This window comes from Vicinamibacterales bacterium, assembly GCA_036496585.1.
In the GTDB taxonomy this organism is placed as follows: Bacteria; Acidobacteriota; Vicinamibacteria; order Vicinamibacterales; family 2-12-FULL-66-21; genus JAICSD01.
The window spans coordinates 180528-197587 of the sequence record DASXLB010000022.1 but is presented as its reverse complement, the minus strand read 5'-3'; the positions used below and the strand labels follow the sequence as shown (position 1 = coordinate 197587).

The 17060-nt window shown below is 68.4% G+C and carries 15 protein-coding genes; 3 read left to right on the top strand and 12 right to left on the bottom strand.

Annotated elements, in window-relative coordinates:
• Positions 1-4: 4 nt before the first annotated feature.
• The 8 genes from VGI12_07705 to VGI12_07670 all read right to left on the bottom strand — a co-directional run bounded on the left by VGI12_07705 (position 5) and on the right by VGI12_07670 (position 7519).
• Positions 5-607 (bottom strand): hypothetical protein, encoded by a 603-nt coding sequence (locus VGI12_07705; protein ID HEY2432545.1) that lies wholly within the window; start codon positions 605-607, stop codon positions 5-7.
• Positions 594-1181, bottom strand: a complete 588-nt coding sequence (locus VGI12_07700; GenBank protein ID HEY2432544.1) for a GspMb/PilO family protein — start codon at positions 1179-1181, stop codon at positions 594-596. Before VGI12_07700 ends, VGI12_07705 begins: the two co-directional genes overlap by 14 nt.
• The gene (locus tag VGI12_07695; GenBank protein ID HEY2432543.1) at positions 1178-1786 is read right to left on the bottom strand and encodes a PilN domain-containing protein; all 609 of its coding nucleotides are present in this window, start codon (positions 1784-1786) and stop codon (positions 1178-1180) included. The genes VGI12_07700 and VGI12_07695 overlap by 4 nt, the downstream gene beginning before the upstream one ends.
• Entirely contained in the window at positions 1786-2787 is a 1002-nt protein-coding gene (gene pilM / locus VGI12_07690; protein ID HEY2432542.1) for a pilus assembly protein PilM, read from the bottom strand. Before pilM ends, VGI12_07695 begins: the two co-directional genes overlap by 1 nt.
• Positions 2788-2790: 3 nt before the next feature.
• Entirely contained in the window at positions 2791-4452 is a 1662-nt protein-coding gene (locus VGI12_07685) for a GspE/PulE family protein (protein ID HEY2432541.1), read from the bottom strand.
• Between the two features lie 36 nt (positions 4453-4488).
• Complete coding sequence (locus tag VGI12_07680; protein ID HEY2432540.1) at positions 4489-5709, bottom strand: type II secretion system F family protein; 1221 nt, start codon at positions 5707-5709, stop codon at positions 4489-4491.
• Between the two features lie 202 nt (positions 5710-5911).
• Positions 5912-6598, bottom strand: a complete 687-nt coding sequence (locus tag VGI12_07675; GenBank protein ID HEY2432539.1) for a lytic transglycosylase domain-containing protein — start codon at positions 6596-6598, stop codon at positions 5912-5914.
• 78 nt (positions 6599-6676) lie between these two features.
• Positions 6677-7519, bottom strand: coding sequence for a hypothetical protein (locus VGI12_07670; protein HEY2432538.1), 843 nt, complete (start codon positions 7517-7519; stop codon positions 6677-6679).
• 107 nt (positions 7520-7626) lie between these two features.
• On the opposite strand from VGI12_07670, the gene VGI12_07665 reads away from it, so the two are divergent.
• From VGI12_07665 to VGI12_07655, 3 genes are all read left to right on the top strand, one after another.
• On the top strand, positions 7627-7899 hold the full coding sequence (locus VGI12_07665) for a BMC domain-containing protein (protein ID HEY2432537.1): 273 nt from the start codon (positions 7627-7629) through the stop codon (positions 7897-7899).
• 47 nt (positions 7900-7946) lie between these two features.
• Positions 7947-9707 carry an aldehyde dehydrogenase family protein gene (locus VGI12_07660; GenBank protein HEY2432536.1) on the top strand — a complete coding sequence of 587 codons (1761 nt, stop codon included), beginning with the start codon at positions 7947-7949 and terminating at the stop codon, positions 9705-9707.
• A 232-nt stretch (positions 9708-9939) separates the two neighbouring features.
• Positions 9940-11658 carry a LysM peptidoglycan-binding domain-containing protein gene (locus tag VGI12_07655; GenBank protein ID HEY2432535.1) on the top strand — a complete coding sequence of 573 codons (1719 nt, stop codon included), beginning with the start codon at positions 9940-9942 and terminating at the stop codon, positions 11656-11658.
• Positions 11659-11780: 122 nt separating this feature from the next.
• Here VGI12_07655 and VGI12_07650 read toward each other — a convergent pair whose 3' ends face one another.
• The 4 genes from VGI12_07650 to VGI12_07635 form a co-directional block, all read right to left on the bottom strand.
• On the bottom strand, positions 11781-13283 hold the full coding sequence (locus VGI12_07650; protein HEY2432534.1) for a YifB family Mg chelatase-like AAA ATPase: 1503 nt from the start codon (positions 13281-13283) through the stop codon (positions 11781-11783).
• 134 nt (positions 13284-13417) lie between these two features.
• Positions 13418-15568, bottom strand: coding sequence for a tetratricopeptide repeat protein (locus VGI12_07645; GenBank protein ID HEY2432533.1), 2151 nt, complete (start codon positions 15566-15568; stop codon positions 13418-13420).
• Complete coding sequence (locus VGI12_07640) at positions 15565-16194, bottom strand: EpsI family protein (protein HEY2432532.1); 630 nt, start codon at positions 16192-16194, stop codon at positions 15565-15567. The genes VGI12_07645 and VGI12_07640 overlap by 4 nt, the downstream gene beginning before the upstream one ends.
• Positions 16191-17057 carry an exosortase/archaeosortase family protein gene (locus VGI12_07635; protein HEY2432531.1) on the bottom strand — a complete coding sequence of 289 codons (867 nt, stop codon included), beginning with the start codon at positions 17055-17057 and terminating at the stop codon, positions 16191-16193. The genes VGI12_07640 and VGI12_07635 overlap by 4 nt, the downstream gene beginning before the upstream one ends.
• Positions 17058-17060: the final 3 nt, after the last annotated feature.

The window sequence follows — 17060 nt, the reverse complement described above, 5'->3', positions numbered from 1 at the left end:
CACCTCATCCGCGCATCGGAATCGTCTGTCGCCCGGTGCCGTCGAGATATTCGAGCGTGACGGATTCCACGCCGATCTTGACGACCCGGTACTGCCCGAGCACCAGTTCCCCTTCGCCCGCGTACACCGGCATACCGTGCTTATCGGTCGGGGTGAAGATCGCCACCGTACGTCCCTTCACCTCCACCTTCCCGATGAACTTCAACGGGATCGGCGGCGGCCCCATCGGCTGCGGCGGCCCGGCCGGGTTCATCGTCGTTCCGCCCGACCCGGTCGGCCCCAGGGAAGGGGGCGCCGGCGCGGGCGGCGGGGGCGGTGGCGGCGGGACGTAGAACCGGAACGGGTTGCGCCCCTTTTCTTCCGGAGCCGCCGGCGTCTGCTTCAGCGCGTCGATCCGCACACTCAGCGGTCCGGTCGCTGCCGTCTCCTGCTGCGGGGAAGCCTGCCTCCGCTGTTCCCTTGGAGGATTAGACGCAGCGGGCCGCGTGGCGGCCGCCGGCCACAGGAGATACGCGATCAGACCCACCAGCGCGGCCGCGAGCAGCCCGAGAAGCACCGGACGGGGGCGGATCGGGGCGGCGGCCGGCGCCGGGCTACTGACCGCCATTCTCCGACCGGAAATACGTGGCGATGTCGAGCGTCATGCCCAGGCCATGGTTCGACTGCTGCTGCGGTTCCGCGGCCGACTGCAAGCCGACGTTCTCGATGACGATGAACTCGGGCGCCGTCTCGATGGCATAGATGAACCGCCGCACGTTGCGGTAGTCGCCTGTGAGCGTATAGGTGGTCGTCAGCTTCGACAGCGAACTGCCCTTCTCGCGCGTGACCGTGTTGGTGCCGTGCTCGAGGCGGACGTTGGCCTCGTGCGCGATCCGGGCGAGACGCGTGTAGGTGATCCGCCGCGCAACCCCCTGGTCGCCGGGCAGGACCTCCTTGTAGAACTTCTGGAGCGCCGCGTCGGCCTGCGACTTGCCGGTGACGGTGGCCTTCGCGCTCTTCAAGTCGTAGCGCGCGGCGTTGAGCTGCTCGTGCTGCACCCGCGCCTCAGCCTCGGCGTTCAGCACCTGGCGGCCGAGCGGAAACACGACCACCGCAAACAGGGCGAGGTTCGCCAGGACGAACAGCCCCAGCGGCACGACGAGCCGGCGCTTGTCGGTGAACACGCGCTGCAGCGACGTCACTCAGTCCCTCCGCGAGGCGCCGCCGGAGCAGCCGAGGCCGGCCGCGCTGACGGCTGGCTTGCGGTGTAGGTGGCATTCATCACCATCCGCTGCAGCCCGTCTTCGGTGACGCTGACGTTGCTCCACGCCACGTTGTGGAAGCGTCCGGTTTTCTCGAGACGATCCCAGAACGCGTCGATCTCGTCTTCGGTGCGCCCCTGCACGTCGAGATTGAGCCGGGTCAGGCCGTCCTTGATCTCCGGGTGCACCCCCATCAGCATCACGTTGTCGGGCAGCGTAGTCTCGATTTCGTTGAAGAGCTGCGTCCACGAGAACGTGCGCTGCGCGATCAGATTGTTGGCCTCCTTGGCGGAGGCCGAGAGCGCGGTCAACTGCTTCTGATCGAGGCCCCGTCGGATCTGCTGCGCCTCGCGCGCCGCGGTCTCGGTCTCGCGGCGGTCGCGGTTGATCGCCGTGGTCAGCTCGGTCTTGTAGCGCGACAGGCGGACGACCCGCGCGACCTGCCATATCGTGACGGCGAGCACCAGCGCGGCGACGAGCGCCACCGCCACGTGGATGGCGCGTTCGTTGTAGAACGGGCGGGTCGACAGATTCGCGCGCAGCATCAGGCGGCGCGCTCCCGCAGCACCACGCCGACGGCCGGCGCCAGCGCATCGAGCAGTTCCGGCCCCGCTCCAATCCGATCGCGCATCGCGGCCGTGCCGCGGAAGTCGAGCGACTCGACCCGCACGCCCATCCGCCCCTCGAGCACCTGCCGCAGCCGCTCCGCGACCTCGGCGCCGCGCGCCGCGGCGCCGGAGAGGACCACGTGCGCGAACCGCTGTCCGCCCAGACGGTCCTCGTGATACATCGCCGTCTGGTGGACCACATCGGCGAGATCGCCGTCGCCGTCGAACGGCGCGGCGTTGCCCGGCGCGGACGGCCCCGAGCCGGCCGAGGCGCGGTTGCGGAAGAAGATCAACTGGCCGTCGCGGACGATCGCCAGCGTCGCGTAGTCGGAGGCCACGTGCACGACGAGCCAGTCGCCGGTTCCCGGCGCGGAACCGGCGCTCACCAGCGCCGCGTTGATCAGGTTCAGCGAGGCGAGGTCCACGATGCCGGCCGCGGCGCCGGCATCGGCGCACGCGTGCATGTAGCTCTCGACGACGTCACGGCGGGCCATCGTCACCAGGTATTCGCGTCCGCCACCGGGAATCGGCGCCGCCGGCACCCACGAGATCTGCGCGTCCTCCGGCCTGAACGGCGCTGCCTTGCGCACCTGCCAGCGGATCAATTGATCGAGATCGGAGGCGGCCGGCACCTTCTCGAAGCGCAGCAGCGAGACCTTGGCCGCAGTGTCGGGGATGACGAGCCCGACCCGGCGCGGCCGCACCCCCAGGCGATCGAACGCCGAGCGCAGCGCTGCCGATAAGGCGCGCCTGTCGTGCACATTCGAGGCGTTGAGGGCAGGCGTCACGACGCCCGGGGCGACCCGTTCGGTGCCGTGCGCGGCCACGACCCAGGCGCCGGCCTGACGGGTCAGCGACACCGCGGTGACGCGATCGGCCGCAATCTCGACGCCGACCGACGGCGGCGGGCTCACCAGGAAGGCGGGCAGCTTCGACATCGGTTACTCGACGAAGGTCACCTTGTTGACCTCGCGCAGCGTCGTCTTGCCGGCCAGCACCTGCTCCACGGCCGACTCGCGGAGGGAGCGCATCCCCTCGTCGCGGGCCGCCTTCTTGATTTCGGAGTTGGGACGGCGGGCCAGGATGATCTCGCGGATGTTATCGGACAGATCGAGCAGCTCGCATATGGCTGTGCGCCCCTTGAAGCCGGTGCCTCCGCATTCGATGCAGCCGGCTCCCTCGAAGAACCGGCCGGCATCAGCCAGATCGGGGTCGAGCGCCGACTCGAGCAGCTGCGCGCGGCTGACTTTCGCGGGGCGCTTGCAGTGCACGCAGATGTTGCGCACGAGCCGCTGCGCCAGCACGCAGTTGAGCGCCGACACGAACTGGTAGGCCTCGACGCCCATGTTGAGGAAGCGGCCCAGGACGTCGATGACGTTGTTGGCGTGCACGGTCGTGAACACGAGATGGCCGGTCAGCGCCGAATTGATGGCGATCTGCGCCGTCTCGTTGTCGCGGATCTCGCCGACCATGATCTTGTCCGGATCGTGGCGGAGGATCGAGCGCAGGCCGCGCGCGAACGTCAGGCCCTTCTTCTCGTTGATCGGAATCTGGGTGATGCCGCGCAGCTGGTACTCCACCGGATCCTCGATGGTGACGATCTTGTCCTCGATCGTCTTGATCTCGGAAAGCGCGGCGTAGAGCGTCGTGGTCTTGCCCGAGCCGGTTGGTCCGGTCACCAGCACCATCCCGTACGGCTCGCGGATGTACTTGCGGAACCGGCGCAGCTCGTCCTCCGGGAAGCCCAGGATGTCGAGGCGCAGCTCGGTGAACTGCTCGCTGATCGACTCCTTGTCGAGGATGCGGATGACCACGTCCTCGCCGTGGGCGCTCGGCATCACCGAGACGCGGAAGTCGATCGTCTTGCCGCCCAGCCGGAGCCGGAAGCGGCCGTCCTGCGGGACGCGCTTTTCGGCGATGTCGAGCTCCGCCATGACCTTGACGCGCGAGATGATCGTGCTGTGGAAGCGCTTGTCGATCGGCCGCATCGCCGACTGCAGCACGCCGTCGATGCGGTACTTCACGTAGACCGCGTCGTCCTGGGTCTCGATGTGGATGTCGCTCGCCCGCCGCTGGAGCGCGGTGTAGATGGTGGTGTCGACGAGCCGGATCACCGGGCTGGTGTCGGCGGTGAGCTTCTCGACCGTGAGCTGCTCTTCGCCCTGTTCGTCTTCGCGGAGGATCTGCAGCTGGAAGCTCTCGGTCGCCTCCTCGAGCACGCGCGTCGAGCTCTCGCTCTTCTTGAGGATGCCCTGGATCGCGGAGTGCGGGGCGACCAGCACGCGAATCGGCGAGCCGAGATGCACGGCGAGTTCGTCGATCATCGGCAGGTCCCGCGGATCGCTGACGACGATCGCGAGCGTGCCCCCTTCGCGCCGGTAGGGGACGAAGCCGTAGCGCAGCATCAGCTCGGCTGGAATCGTTCGGAACAGATCGTGATCAATGTTGAAGTGCGCCAGGTCGAGGAACGGCAGCCGGTAGCGGTCCGCAAGGCGGTGCGCCTCGGCGACCTCGGCCGCCAGTTCGGCCGCCGATCGCTGCGGCGCCGCCGCATCGGCATAGAGCTCGTTGTGGTCCGCCGCCGCGGTCGTGTTGTTGTCCATGCTCCCTACTGCCTACTGCCCACGGCCCACGGCCGCCTAACCACTGACCGCCGACGACAAATTGAAGAGCGGCATATACAGCGACAGCAGCAGCCCTGCGATGACGATCCCCATGATCACCAGCAGCGCCGGCTCGACGACCGTGATGAACCGGCCCAGGTTGGTGTCGATCTCCTCGTCGTAGAAGTCGGACAGGCTGTTGAGCATCTCCTGCAGCGCGCCCGTTGACTCGCCGACCTCGACCATCTTGAGCGCGACGTCGGGATAAATGCCGCTATCCTGCATGGCGGCGGCGAGCGAGCGTCCCTCACGCACCTGCTGCGCGGCCGTCACCATCTCGGCGGCCATGAACTGATTCCCCATCGACCGCGCCGTGACCTCGAGCGCGTTGACGAGCGGAATGCCGCCGCCGAGCAGCGTCGCCAGCGTCCGCGAGCCCTGCGCGGTCGAGAACTTCTGCGCGATCGGGCCGATCATCGGCAGCTTGAGCAGGAGGCGATCGAGTCGCCTCCGCTGGCCGGGCCGTTTCACCCAGGCGTAGCCCCCGATCGCCGCGGCCGCGATCGCGGCGAAAATCAGGAAGTAATACGTCGTCACGAACTCCGACACGCCGACGATGATCCGCGTCGACAGCGGCAGTTCCTTGCCGAACTGGTTGTAGAACGCGCCGAACTCCGGCACGACCTTGACGACGATGACGGTCACGACGCAGAGCGACAACAGGACCAGGATCGCCGGGTAGACCAGCGCCGAGACCGTCTTGCGCTTCACGCCCGAGACGATCTTCACGTAGTTGACGTAGCGGCGCAGCACCGCCTCGAGACTGCCCGACTTCTCCCCCGCAAGGAGCGACGCGGTGTAGACGCCGGGGAACAGAGCGCCGTGCGCCTCGAACGCCTCCGAAAGCGCGCTCCCAGACCGCACCCGTTCGTGCACGTCGTCGAGCACCGCCTTCAGGGTCGGGTTCGTCACGCGGCGCCGCAGGATGTCCAGCGACTGGACGAGCGGCATGCCGGCCTTGAGCAGCGTCGCCAGTTCCTGGTTGAACACGAGGAATTCGCGGCTCGAGACCTTGCGGCGCCTCGGCAGCGGCGGCAGGCGAACGCCGGCGAGCGCGCGGCGGCCCGCCTGTTGGATGGCGAGGACATACAGACCCTTGTCCTCGAACTCGCGGCGGAGCCGGGCCTCGCTATCCGCGACGTAGACGCCTTCGGTGATCTCGCCACCGGGCGTGCCGAGCCTGCATCTGAACTCCATCTGTTATTCCGCTCAGTGGGTGCGTGGCCGCGCCCGACTCCCGCGTCCGCGCGTCAGTTGGCGGCCTGGCGGCGGCGGGCGCGTGCGTTCAGCCACACAATATTACACAACTAATTGGATTAGACGGAGTTATGCGGGCTCTGGCTGGGTCCGGGCTGGCCGGGGGCCCGGCTGGCCTGGGGCCGGCTGGCTGTTGCGTGTCTTACCGCGCGCCGACGAGCGCCAGGATCCGCGACACGTAGTGCTGCGTCTCGCGGTAGGGGGGGACACCGCCGAACTTGCTCACCGCCGCTTCGCCAGCGTTGTAGGCCGCCAGGGCCAGCGACAGGTCTCCCCGCATCGACTCGATCAGCGACTTCAGCTTGTGGACGCCCGCGTCGACGTTCGACGCCGGATCGTAGGCGTTCCGGACGTTGTATTCCCTGGCAACCGACGGCATCAACTGCATCAGCCCCATCGCCCCCTTGGCAGAACGCGACCGCGGGTTGTAGTTCGATTCGACCTGGATGAGCGCCTGCACGAGAATCGGGTCGACACCGTAGGTCGCCGAGACCGATTCGATCAGGTTGGCGTAGGCGGTATCGTGGAGCTGGGTCGTTTTCGTCAGCGCCGCGGCGGCTGCGGGCGCGATCGGCGCCAGGGCCGGCGGCGCCGGATCCGGGTGCGGCACTTCGTCGGGCACGATCCTGTCGATGAGCTCCTTGTCGCAGGTCACCGTGCCGCCGTTGCGAAGCGACAGCGTGATCGAGTCGCCGTCGACCGTGTGTCCCTTCACCGAGAGCGTCCCGCCGGAGGTCATGTAGACAATCTCCGCCGACGCCATCGAAGCGGTCGCCAGGACGCACGCACATGCCGCCGCCACGAAACGAACGAACTTCAGCACTTGCATTGGGACGACCGATCCTAGCACTTGGTTGGCCGACTGTCCAGAAACACTACAGTCCAGCTTGTCGCCCCTCCGCGCCGGCTATTTCGGCTCGACGTAGGTGTGGAAGACGCGGATCCCCAGTTCGCGCGGATCGGGGCCGCCGGGCCGGAACGTCTTGTCGAGGTCGATCGTCAGCTCGACCATATCGCCCGATCCGAGCTGCGCCGCGGTCAGCGGGAACGTCACCAGGGTGGGCGCTTTCGCGTCGGCCGCGAACTGCCCCACCGCCTGATCGCCGATCTTCAGCGTCACCTGCTGCGGCGGCGTGAACAGGTCGACCCTCGCGTCATACTGCAGATACAGCGTCGCGTCCTTCTTCGGGTTCTTGAACGCGATGGTCGCCGTCTTCTTCGTCCACTGCCACTCGCTCTGCGGATTCTTCGCGTCGACCTCGGTGGGGTGCCAGCCGTCCTTGGGAATCAGGAAGATGTTCTCGGAAGACGCGAGGATCTGGACCTTGGCGACCAGGTATTCCCGGCGCGACGCCTCCGTCGTACTCAGCGCCAGCCGCTTGCCGGTCCCTGGATCGTAGAGGCCCAGCCGGACGTTGGCTTCGCCGATGTAGGGATAGTTCGGCACGAAGATCGTCCGCTTGTATTCGATTGTCTGGCCCGCTTGCCACTTGCTGGTCGGCGTCGGCGGGAGGTGGTCGTCGGTCCACATCTGCTCCCCTTCCGGGTCGAGCACATGCACGAACACCCAGTAGTCCTTGTCGAACGTGGCGCCCGGCGCGACGACGAACTTGTAGGTGAGCGTGACGGCGCTGCCGATCGGAACGCGATCGCGGCTGAACGACAGCGAGGGACTGGCGACGGCCGGCTCGTTCTCCTGCTTGCCGTGACAACCGGCAAGCGCGAGGACGACGAGACCTACGGAGAGCAACCCACGAGCTGTTATAGGCATTTCTATGTTGAGACCAGCCGCGGATGGTACAGCAGTTGTGGCAGGTACAGCAATATGTTAGCGTTCACGACGTGGAAGCGCTCGGGATGGTGGAGACGCGGGGCCTCATCGGCTCCATCGAGGCGGCCGACGCAATGGTCAAGGCGGCGAACGTCGTCCTCGTCGGCAAGGAGTACATCGGTGCCGGCTATGTAACCGTGCTGGTGCGCGGCGACGTCGGCGCGGTGAAAGCCTCGACCGACGCCGGCGCCGCGGCGGCGCGCCGCGTCGGCGAGCTAATTTCGGTCCACGTCATTCCCCGCCCGCACAGCGAAGTCGAAAAGATCCTGCCGAAGCCGCCGAAAGACGCCAAAGGCTAGCCAGTCCGCCCGCGGCCTCATTGCCGAATGTCGATGACGGGTAGTCCATGGCCCAGACGGATCGCGATCTCGCCTCGATAGCCGAAGCGCGGTCGCTCGCGCGCCAGGCACACGCGGCGGCACCGCTCCTCGCAGAGTTCACCCAGGAACAGATCGACGCGATCGTCGACGCGATGGCGGCCGCCGTCACGCCGCAGGCCGAAGCCCTCGCCCGCCTCGCCCACGAGGAAACCGGGTACGGCGTCATCGCCGACAAGGTCCAGAAGAACCTCTTCGCGTCCGAGAAGATCTACAAGTTCATCCGGCCGATGAAGACCGTCGGCGTCATCGCCCGGCTCGAGGATCGCAAGGTCATCGAGATCGCCGATCCCTTCGGCGTCGTCTGCGCCATCGTCCCGACGACCAACCCGACCTCGACGGCGATCTACAAGATCCTGATATGCCTGAAGGCGCGCTGCCCCGTCGTCATCAGTCCCCATCCGTCCGCGGTCCGGTGCATCGCGCGCACCGCTGAAATCATGCGCGAGGCAGCGCGCCGCGCCGGCGCCCCCGACGGGGCGATCAACTGCATGACCACCGTGACACTGGAGGGCACGCAGGAATTGATGAAGGCCAGGGAAACGGCCGTCATCCTCGCCACCGGAGGCATGGGGCTGGTGCGCGCCGCCTATTCCGCCGGCAAGCCGGCCTACGGCGTCGGTCCGGGCAACGCGCCGTCGTATATCGAGCGCTCCGCCGACGTCCCCAAAGCCGTGCGCGACATCGTCACGGGCAAGACGTTCGACAACGGCGTGCTCTGTTCGTCGCCCAATTCGGTGGTGGCCGACGCAGCGATCGTCGAAGAGGTGAAGCGCGAGTTCATCCGCAACGGCTCGTACTTCCTCAATGCCGACGAGGCTGACAAGGTCGCCACGGCGCTGCTCGGCGCCAACCGTCTGCCGAATCCGGCGCTGGTCGGACGCCCGGCAACGGTCATCGCACAAAGTGCCGGGATCAGCGTTCCGCCGTCGACCCGGGTGCTGATTGCCGAACTGAACGGCGTGGGACGGGACTACCCCCTGTCAATCGAGAAGCTCGCGCCCGTCCTGTCCTTCTATACCGTCGCCGATTGGAAAGAAGGCTGCGAGCGGTGCAAACAGATCCTGCGCTATGGCGGCATGGGGCACACCATGTCGATCCACTCCCGCAACGATCAGATCATTCTCGAGTTCGGCCTCAAGAAGCCGGCCTACCGCATCGTGGTCAACACTCCGACGACGCACGGCTCGATCGGGCTGACCACTGGTCTGGATCCGTCGATGACCCTGGGCTGCGGCGGATGGGGCGGCAACATCACGTCCGACAACATCTCGCCGCGCCACCTGATTAACGTCAAGCGCCTGGCGTACGAAACCAATCCTGCGGTGTCGACTGCGGCGGGCGCCGCTCCAGAAGCCTCCGCCGCGGTGGATGCGTTCGTGCGGGCGCGCCTCCCCCGTCCGCCCGCGGCGCCGCCGCCGCCCGCCGGAATCGGGGCCGACGTGCTCGCACGCCGGATCGACGAATTTCTCGGCTCGCGGGGGTATAAGGCCCCGGCGCTCGCGCCGACAACAAGTACTCAATCGGCGGAGACAAAGCCGCCGACCGAGCCGACCAAAGACGCGCGGATCGAGGACAAGCCCGCTGATTTCGTCTGTGAGGAAGACGTGCGCCAGGCGGTTCGCCAGGCGCGCAGAATTGTAATCGGCGAGCGCACAATCGTTACGCCGGCGGCGAGGGACCTCGGCGAACAGCATCGGGTCTTCGTCCAGGCGCAGTGGCCCCGGTAAGACCTTCACGGTGGCGATGCCCGGGAGCCTCGGCCACTCGGGAAATCGGGCTGAAGGCCTCCCAAAGGTGTGACAGCGGACGATTCTGCTTATTGTTGAGTCGCTTGGTTTTACGGTTGACCGGCCGCGCGGCCGGTTGGTATTCTGACCGCCCAGCTACCTGTTGACCTGTGCAGGGCAAGACGCTTGCAGCGGGTCACCGTCGAAGTCCCACGGGAGTGCTCAACGCATGATGCGAACGACGTTCGGAGTCGGGCTCTGTCTGCTGGTAGGCGCGTGCGGGGCCAATTCACGCCCGCAGGTCCCGTCGACCCCTCCGGCCGCAGCGGCGGTGCCGGCCGCACCTGCGCCGCTGCCCACTCCCAAGCCGCTCATCGATCCGGTCGAACTGCTGATTGCCACGTCCGACGACCATTTCCAGGCCGGCGAACACGAACTGAAGGCCGGGCATCTCGAGAAGGCGCGCCAGGACTTCGATCGCGCCGTTGACGTGCTGCTCGCGGCCCCCTACGGCGCCCGCACCGATGCGCGGCTGCGCGAACACTTCGATCGGTTGATCGACCGGATCAACGCCTACGAAGTGACCGCGCTCGCCCAGGGTGACGGCTTCGTCGAGCAGAGAGTCGAGGCCGCCCCCATTGACGAGCTGCTGAAGAACGCGACCACCTTCCCGGTCGCGGTTCCGGGCCCGGCGACCGAGGCGGCGGTGAAGGCCGATTTCCTGCAGAACGCCCACGACATCCCGATTCCCGACAACCCGAAGGTCCTGTCGTACGTGGAAGTCTTCCAGGGGCGGCTGCGCGACTACATTCAGGAGAGCCTCGAACGCGGCGCGAAGTACCTGCCGATGATCCAGAACGTTTTCCGCGCAGAGGGACTCCCGCTCGATCTCGCCTATATCCCGATCATCGAGAGCTCGTTCAAGACCAACGCGCTGTCGAAAGCCAACGCCAAGGGGCCCTGGCAGTTCATGAAGGGCACCGCGCAGGAACACGACCTGAAAATCGACTGGTTCGTCGACGAGCGATCCGATCCCGAGAAGGCCACCCTCGCGGCGGCTCACTACCTGAAGACGCTGAGCACGATGTTCGACGGCGACTGGAACATGGTGCTGGCCGCGTACAACGGCGGTCCCGGCCGGGTGTCGCGGGCGATGAAGCGTTCGGGAGTGGACGACTTCTGGAGACTTTCCTCGACGCCGAAGTGGCTGCCGAAGGAAACGCGTGAGTACGTCCCGCTCATCCTGGCGGCGATGATCATCGGCAGGAACCCCGCGCAGTACGGCTTCGAGATCGCCGCCGCCGAACCCAACGGCTACGAGAAAGTCGCCGTCCCGCAGGCCATCGACCTGCGGCGCGTCGCCGAATGGACGGGGACGAGCGTTGACGACATTCAGCAGCTCAACCCCGAGTTGCGTCGGTGGACGACCCCGGCGAAGTCTCCGAACTACGAAGTGAAGGTGCCGGTCGGCACCGCCGACCGGCTTGCGGCGCGGCTCGCCGAGGCAGCGCCGGCCGATTTCAGCGCGTTCAAGTGGTACACGGTCAAGAACGGCGAGACGCTGCTGACCGTGGGACGCCGGTTCGGTGTGTCGCGAGCCGAGGTCGCCGAAGCCAACAACCTGTCGGTGAAGACGCATCTGCGCGCCGGACAGGAGCTGATCATTCCGCGCGCGCCCGCGACGACCCTCTCCGCACGCAGCGAACGGGCCGCGCCGTCAACCGTGGCGTCTCGCAGTCTCGCCGATCCCGCGCCCACCCTCACAGCCAGCCAACCGGCCAGGAGTGTCGCGGTCACTTACAAGGTGAAACAGGGCGACACGCTCTCCACGATTGCCCAGCTGTTCGATACGACCGTGGCGAAGATCAAGAGCTGGAATCGCCTGTCGAGCAACCGGATCGCGCCTGGGACGAAGTTGAAGATCGTGACGCCGAAGGCGAGCCACCACTAAGGCCGTGCGCAGTCGCCGGGACTCAGCGAGTCCTGACAACGAGCGCGCTGGATGAGCCTGGCGAGGATCGCGGCGATTCATCCCGATTCCGCGCTCCCTGCTTCCCCACTGCCGACTCTCCACTAACTTCTGAACTGCAGCGCCTCGGCGACGTGGTCGAACTGCACCCTGTCCGATTCCCATAGATCCGCGATCGTCCTCGCCACCCGCAGGATCCGATCGAACGCGCGCGCGCTCAACCCGAGTCGCTCGACCGCTCCATGCAGCAGCTCCATCGTGCGCGCGTCGAGCGCGCAGACGCGGCGCAGCGCGCGTCCGGCGAGCCGCGCGTTGACGGTTGCGCGGGTCTCCTCCCCGCGAACCGCCTGGAGACGACGCGCCCGCTCGACGCGCGCACGGATCGCCGCCGTGGCTTCTTCGGCCGTTTCTCCCATCAAATCGCCCGTCGGCAGCGCCGCCACCGTCACGGTGAGGTCGATCCGATCGCGCAACGGCCCCGAGAGCCTGGCGGCGTAGCGATCGATCTGCCCTGGCGTGCAGCGGCAGGGCCGGCGCGGATCGCCGAGAAACCCGCACGGACACGGGTTCATCGCGCCGATGAGCACGAAGCGCGCCGGAAAGGTTGCCGTCCGCTGCGCGCGCGAGATGCGCACCATCCCGTCCTCGAGCGGCTGGCGCAGCACCTCGAGTACGTGCCGGCTGAACTCCGGCATCTCGTCGAGGAACAACACGCCGTTGTGGGCGAGGCTGATCTCGCCCGGCCGCGGGTTCGGGCCTCCGCCGACCAGCGCCACGTCCGAGATCGTGTGATGCGGCGCGCGGAACGGCCGCGCCCGCACGAGACCCGCGGCCCCCTCGAGCAGTCCCGCTACCGAGTGAATCGCCGTCACTTCGAGCGACTCGTCGAACGTGAGCGACGGCAGGATGCCGGCCGCCCGCTTCGCCATCATCGTCTTGCCGGATCCCGGCGGGCCCGAGAGCAACACGTTGTGACCGCCGGCGGCGGCGATCTCGAGCGCGCGCTTGGCGAGCGCCTGGCCCCGCACGTCGGCGAAGTCGCCGTGGATGTTCTCCGGCGCGGCTCCCGGCGGCTGGGCCGCCAGCGTCACCGGGATCGGCACGTTGAGCGCCGCGACTGCCTCCACCAGCGAGCCCACCGGAAACAGCTCGAGCCCTTCGACGACCGCGGCTTCGGGGCCGTTGGCGGCCGGCAGCAGCAGCCCCGGAATGCGCTGGCGCCGCGCAGCGATCGCAATCGGCAGGACGCCGCGCGCCGTCTGGATCGCCCCGTCGAGTGACAGCTCCCCGACGATCAGCACCTCCACGACGTCCCGCCGCTGCACCGGCCCGCACGTTGCCAGAACGGCGAGCGCGATCGGCAGGTCGTAGGATGCGCCCGCCTTGCGCATGTCGGCGGGCGCGAGGTTCACGGTGATGCGGTGCTTCGGGAATTCGTACCCCGAGTTGCGGATCGCACTGCGGATGCGATCGCGGCTCTCACGCACGATCGCGTCGGGCAGGCCGACGACCGTGAAGCCGGGCAGACCATACGAGACGTCCACTTCGATGGTGACGGGAAAGGCCTCGATGCCGATCACCGCCGCCGACCGGACGCGCGCAAGCATGCCGACACGGGTGCAAACGCGGGTTCAGGCCGTCTGCGTCGATTTTCCTGGGAAACTCGAGCCCCGATCATCAGATGGCCGGATCGTACGCAGATTTCGAGACACCGGACGAGCGGACGATCTGCGGAATCCGATCAGCGGCCCAGCGCGGCGTGGGCCTGCGCGGCATGCGCCTTATAGGTCGTGTTCCCCGGGGCGAGCGAGAGCGCCCAGGCGAACGCCGCCGCCGCATCCGACGCCCGTCCCATCTTCAGGTAGACATAGCCGAGCGTGTCGTGCGCTTCGGGGCGTCCGTGCAGCGAGTCGACCGCGACCTGCGCCAATCGCGCCGCGCGATCGAGATCGCCGGCGTCGGCCAGGAGCCACGCCAGATTGTTGGCGGCGATCCCGGCGTGCGGGTCGCGCGCCAGAACGGCCTCGTACTGTGCGCGCGCGCCGGCGGTGTCGTGCCCCGCCTCGAGCAGGATGCCGGCGAGGGTGGCGGGGCCGGTGGGGTCGGGCACACGCGCGGCGGCATCGCGGTAGCGGCTGACGGCGGCGCCGATGTTGCCCTGGCGCGTCGCAATCTGGGCAAGCAGCTCGTAGACGTCGGCGCGATCCGGAGCGGTCTGCACCGTCTGCAGAAGACGTCGTTCGGCCGACGCGTCGTCATGCGCCGCCAGATCGACTCGGGCGGCGAGCACCTCGGTCGAGGCGTCGTCACCCGCCGCCAGCCAGGCGGCGACGCGGCGGCGCGCGCCGGCGAGGTCGCCCCCGGCGAGATCGACAGCCAGGACGGCGGCCCGCACCGATTCGTCGCGCGGACTGCTGTTGAGTGCGCGCAGCACGATCGCTCTTGCGTCGGCGAGATGGCCGGCCGCCACTTCCGTCATCGCGCGCTCCACTTCCACCTGCGGCGCGCGCGACGGCAACGCCGAGAGTTCCCGGCGGGCGCGCTCGACGTCGCCGCTGGCGCGTAACGCCCGGGCGAAGAGGACCGTCGCGTCGGGGTCGCCGCGCCTGGCTGCGGCGGCGCTCTCGGCCGCTCGCACGGCGCCGTCGGCATCGCCGCGGGCCAGGCGCAGCCGCGCGAGTTGCATCTGAGCGGCGGAGGCGCGTGGATTGAGCGAAAGCGTCTTTTCGAACGCCGCTTCGGCGCCGGGCGCATCGTGCCGCTGCAGCGCCGCCAGACCGACCGTGTACGCCGCCGACGCCGAGGATGGGTCGTCGGCCGCCGCGCGGCCCGCTTCCTGCGCGGCGGCGTCACCCTGGCCCGACGCGAGCAACAGCCGCGCCCGCAACAACCGCGCCTCCACGTCGTGCGCGTCATCTTTCAGGAGCCCATCGGCGATGGCCAGCGCCTCGGCCTTCTTGCCTTGGCGCTGCCGGATGGCGGCGATCCGGATCCGCGCACCGCGCTCGGCCCGCGGCGGCGCGTGCACTGTCTGGGCTGTCTGCAGCGCCGCGTCGAGCCGCCCGACGCCCGTGTAGTAATCGACGAGCGCCAGCGCACCGTCTGGTGTGCCCGCGAGCGCGCGGAAGTGCGGCTCTGCCTCCGCCGCGCGGCCCGATTCCAGGTAGAAGAGTGCGAGCGCGCGATGCGCCAGATCGGTGTTGCCGCCGAGCGCAAGCGCGCCGAGCAGGTCGCGCTCCGCCGCGGCCTTGTCGCCGGCCGCCCACAGGAAGTTGGCGCGCGAGAGCCGCGCGTCGACCGAGGAGGGCGCGAGCGCCACGGCCCGATCGAGCGACTGGGCCGCCGCGTCGCGGCGTCCCGAAGCCCATTGCGCACGGCCGAGCGCGGTATACGCGGCCGCGTTCTCCGGATCGATGGCCAGTGCCTGCTCCATCTCCCGCACGGCCCGGCCCGGTTCGTTGAGACCGGCGAGCGCCGTGCCGCGAAGAATGTAGGCTGCGACGTTGCGCGGATCACGCGACAGCACCAGATCAGCGCGATGGCTGGCGTCCTCGAAGCGGCCCATCATCAGCAGGATGTTGCCGGCCTTCACCTCGGCGTCGAGGTTGTTGCTGTCGAGATCGGTGGCGCGAACGAACTCCGGATACGCCTTGAGCGGCTCGCCCGCCGCCAGGTAAACCTCTGCGAGCCGCGCGTGCGCGTCGGCGCGGGCCGGCTCCGACTGGATGGCCCGCCGATATTCGATCGCGGCCTCGGGGTATTTCTGCTGCGCCCGGTACGCATCCCCCTTCTGCATGGCAGCGGCCGCGCGGGCGTGCGGATCGGTATTGCAGGCGGTGAGCGCCAACGCCGCGGCCGCGACCAGCGACAGCGAGCGGGTTCGGCAGGTCATGGCAGATACCTCGAGAGAACCGGAAACGCGCGGCGGCTGAATTCGGTGCCCGCGGCGTCGGCGGCGCCGCCGGCGCCTGGTGTCATGGTGGTCATCACCCGCACCAGCGCGCCGTCGCTTCGGCCGAACCGCGCCGCGTCGGCGATCAGCCAGAACTTGTTCGCGAATTCGTTCGCGACCACACGGCCGCGCCCCTGATACCAGTAGTAGGCGAGCTGGCGCAGACCGGAGCGTTCGATCACATAGCGGTTCACCGGGATCGCGCGGCTCGCGACCGGAAGCGCCTCGACGCCCGACTCGACGGGCTGCCAGCCGGATCCCGGCAGGCAGTTCTGCGGCGAGTGAATCGCCTCTCCCTGTCGCTGGCTGGCGTAGTAGGCGACGTACAGGTTGACCACGCGCCCGTCCGGGCCGCGGAAATTGCGATCGAGATAGTCGTCGGCGCGAAGGATGTCCCGCGTCTCCTGATCGAGCGGCACGTCGCCGGCCGCGGTCCATCCTTCGATCGCGCGGGGAAACGCGTCGAGCGGATGGCGCGGCGTCGCGGTGTCCGTGCTGTTCCCCCGACAGGCGAGCGCGCCCGCCGCGACGATCATGGCCGACAACACGAGCGCGCGCCCGATCACGACACCACCGGCGCCGGCATCGGCCGGCCGTCGTACGCCGGTGGCCGCCGCAACAGACGATGGACGCCGAGCAGCAGCGCGAAGGCCGTCACGAACACCACCCAGCCGGCAAATTCATGAAAGAAACCCTGTGCCGCCGCCGGTCCGATCCACTCCGCCGCCATGGCGGTGCCGGCCACTCGCGCGGCGTTGGCGACGATGGCGATCGGGATAGCCATTGCGGCAAGCAGGGCGCGCGGCCACGGGCGCGACCCGGCGAGCCTGCCGAGCAGCAGCGCAACGCTCACCAGCGAGACCAGCGAACGGATGCCGCTGCACGCCTGCGCCACCTCCAGCGTCATCGCCGGCAGCACCAGGACGTTGCCTTCGCGCAGCACGGGAATGCCGACGCCCGATAGCACCGTTTCGGCGGTCTGCGATGCCACGAGCTGCAGGGGAAAGGCGATGCGATTGAAGACGACCGCGGGCAGCGGGATCGCCAGCAGCGCGAGGGTCAATGGAAACGCCAGCGAACGGAGCGGACCCATTCCGGCAAGGCTCACGACGAGGCCGGCGATGAGCACCAGCAGCGACACGCGCGACAGGAACAGCTCGGCGCCGAACTGGCCGGCGAGGAAGAGCATCAATGCGGCCGCGACCACCACGAAGCCGACGCGGCGCGGCGCCCCGCCTCGCGCCGCCATCCGCGCGCGATCCTGCCACGCGAAGTAGAGGGCACAGGGTACGACCAGGAAGCCATGCGAGTAGTTCTCGTCGCTCGCCCACTGCCGGACGAGCGACGACAGCGTAGGAAGATAGACGGCGAGCGTAACGGTCGTGAGGAGTGCCGCCGCGATGGCGGGCCGCTGCGTCGCCGTGGTCATGCA

Coding starts and splice junctions, on each gene's coding strand:
- VGI12_07705 (HEY2432545.1), bottom strand. CDS start 607: ATGGCGGTCAGTAGCCCGGCGCCGGCCGCCGCCCCGATCCGCCCCCGT.
- VGI12_07695 (HEY2432543.1), bottom strand. CDS start 1,786: ATGCTGCGCGCGAATCTGTCGACCCGCCCGTTCTACAACGAACGCGCC.
- pilM (HEY2432542.1), bottom strand. CDS start 2,787: ATGTCGAAGCTGCCCGCCTTCCTGGTGAGCCCGCCGCCGTCGGTCGGC.
- VGI12_07685 (HEY2432541.1), bottom strand. CDS start 4,452: ATGGACAACAACACGACCGCGGCGGCGGACCACAACGAGCTCTATGCC.
- VGI12_07680 (HEY2432540.1), bottom strand. CDS start 5,709: ATGGAGTTCAGATGCAGGCTCGGCACGCCCGGTGGCGAGATCACCGAA.
- VGI12_07675 (HEY2432539.1), bottom strand. CDS start 6,598: ATGCAAGTGCTGAAGTTCGTTCGTTTCGTGGCGGCGGCATGTGCGTGC.
- VGI12_07665 (HEY2432537.1), top strand. CDS start 7,627: ATGGTGGAGACGCGGGGCCTCATCGGCTCCATCGAGGCGGCCGACGCA.
- VGI12_07660 (HEY2432536.1), top strand. CDS start 7,947: ATGGCCCAGACGGATCGCGATCTCGCCTCGATAGCCGAAGCGCGGTCG.
- VGI12_07655 (HEY2432535.1), top strand. CDS start 9,940: ATGCGAACGACGTTCGGAGTCGGGCTCTGTCTGCTGGTAGGCGCGTGC.
- VGI12_07650 (HEY2432534.1), bottom strand. CDS start 13,283: ATGCTTGCGCGCGTCCGGTCGGCGGCGGTGATCGGCATCGAGGCCTTT.
- VGI12_07645 (HEY2432533.1), bottom strand. CDS start 15,568: ATGACCTGCCGAACCCGCTCGCTGTCGCTGGTCGCGGCCGCGGCGTTG.
- VGI12_07635 (HEY2432531.1), bottom strand. CDS start 17,057: ATGACCACGGCGACGCAGCGGCCCGCCATCGCGGCGGCACTCCTCACG.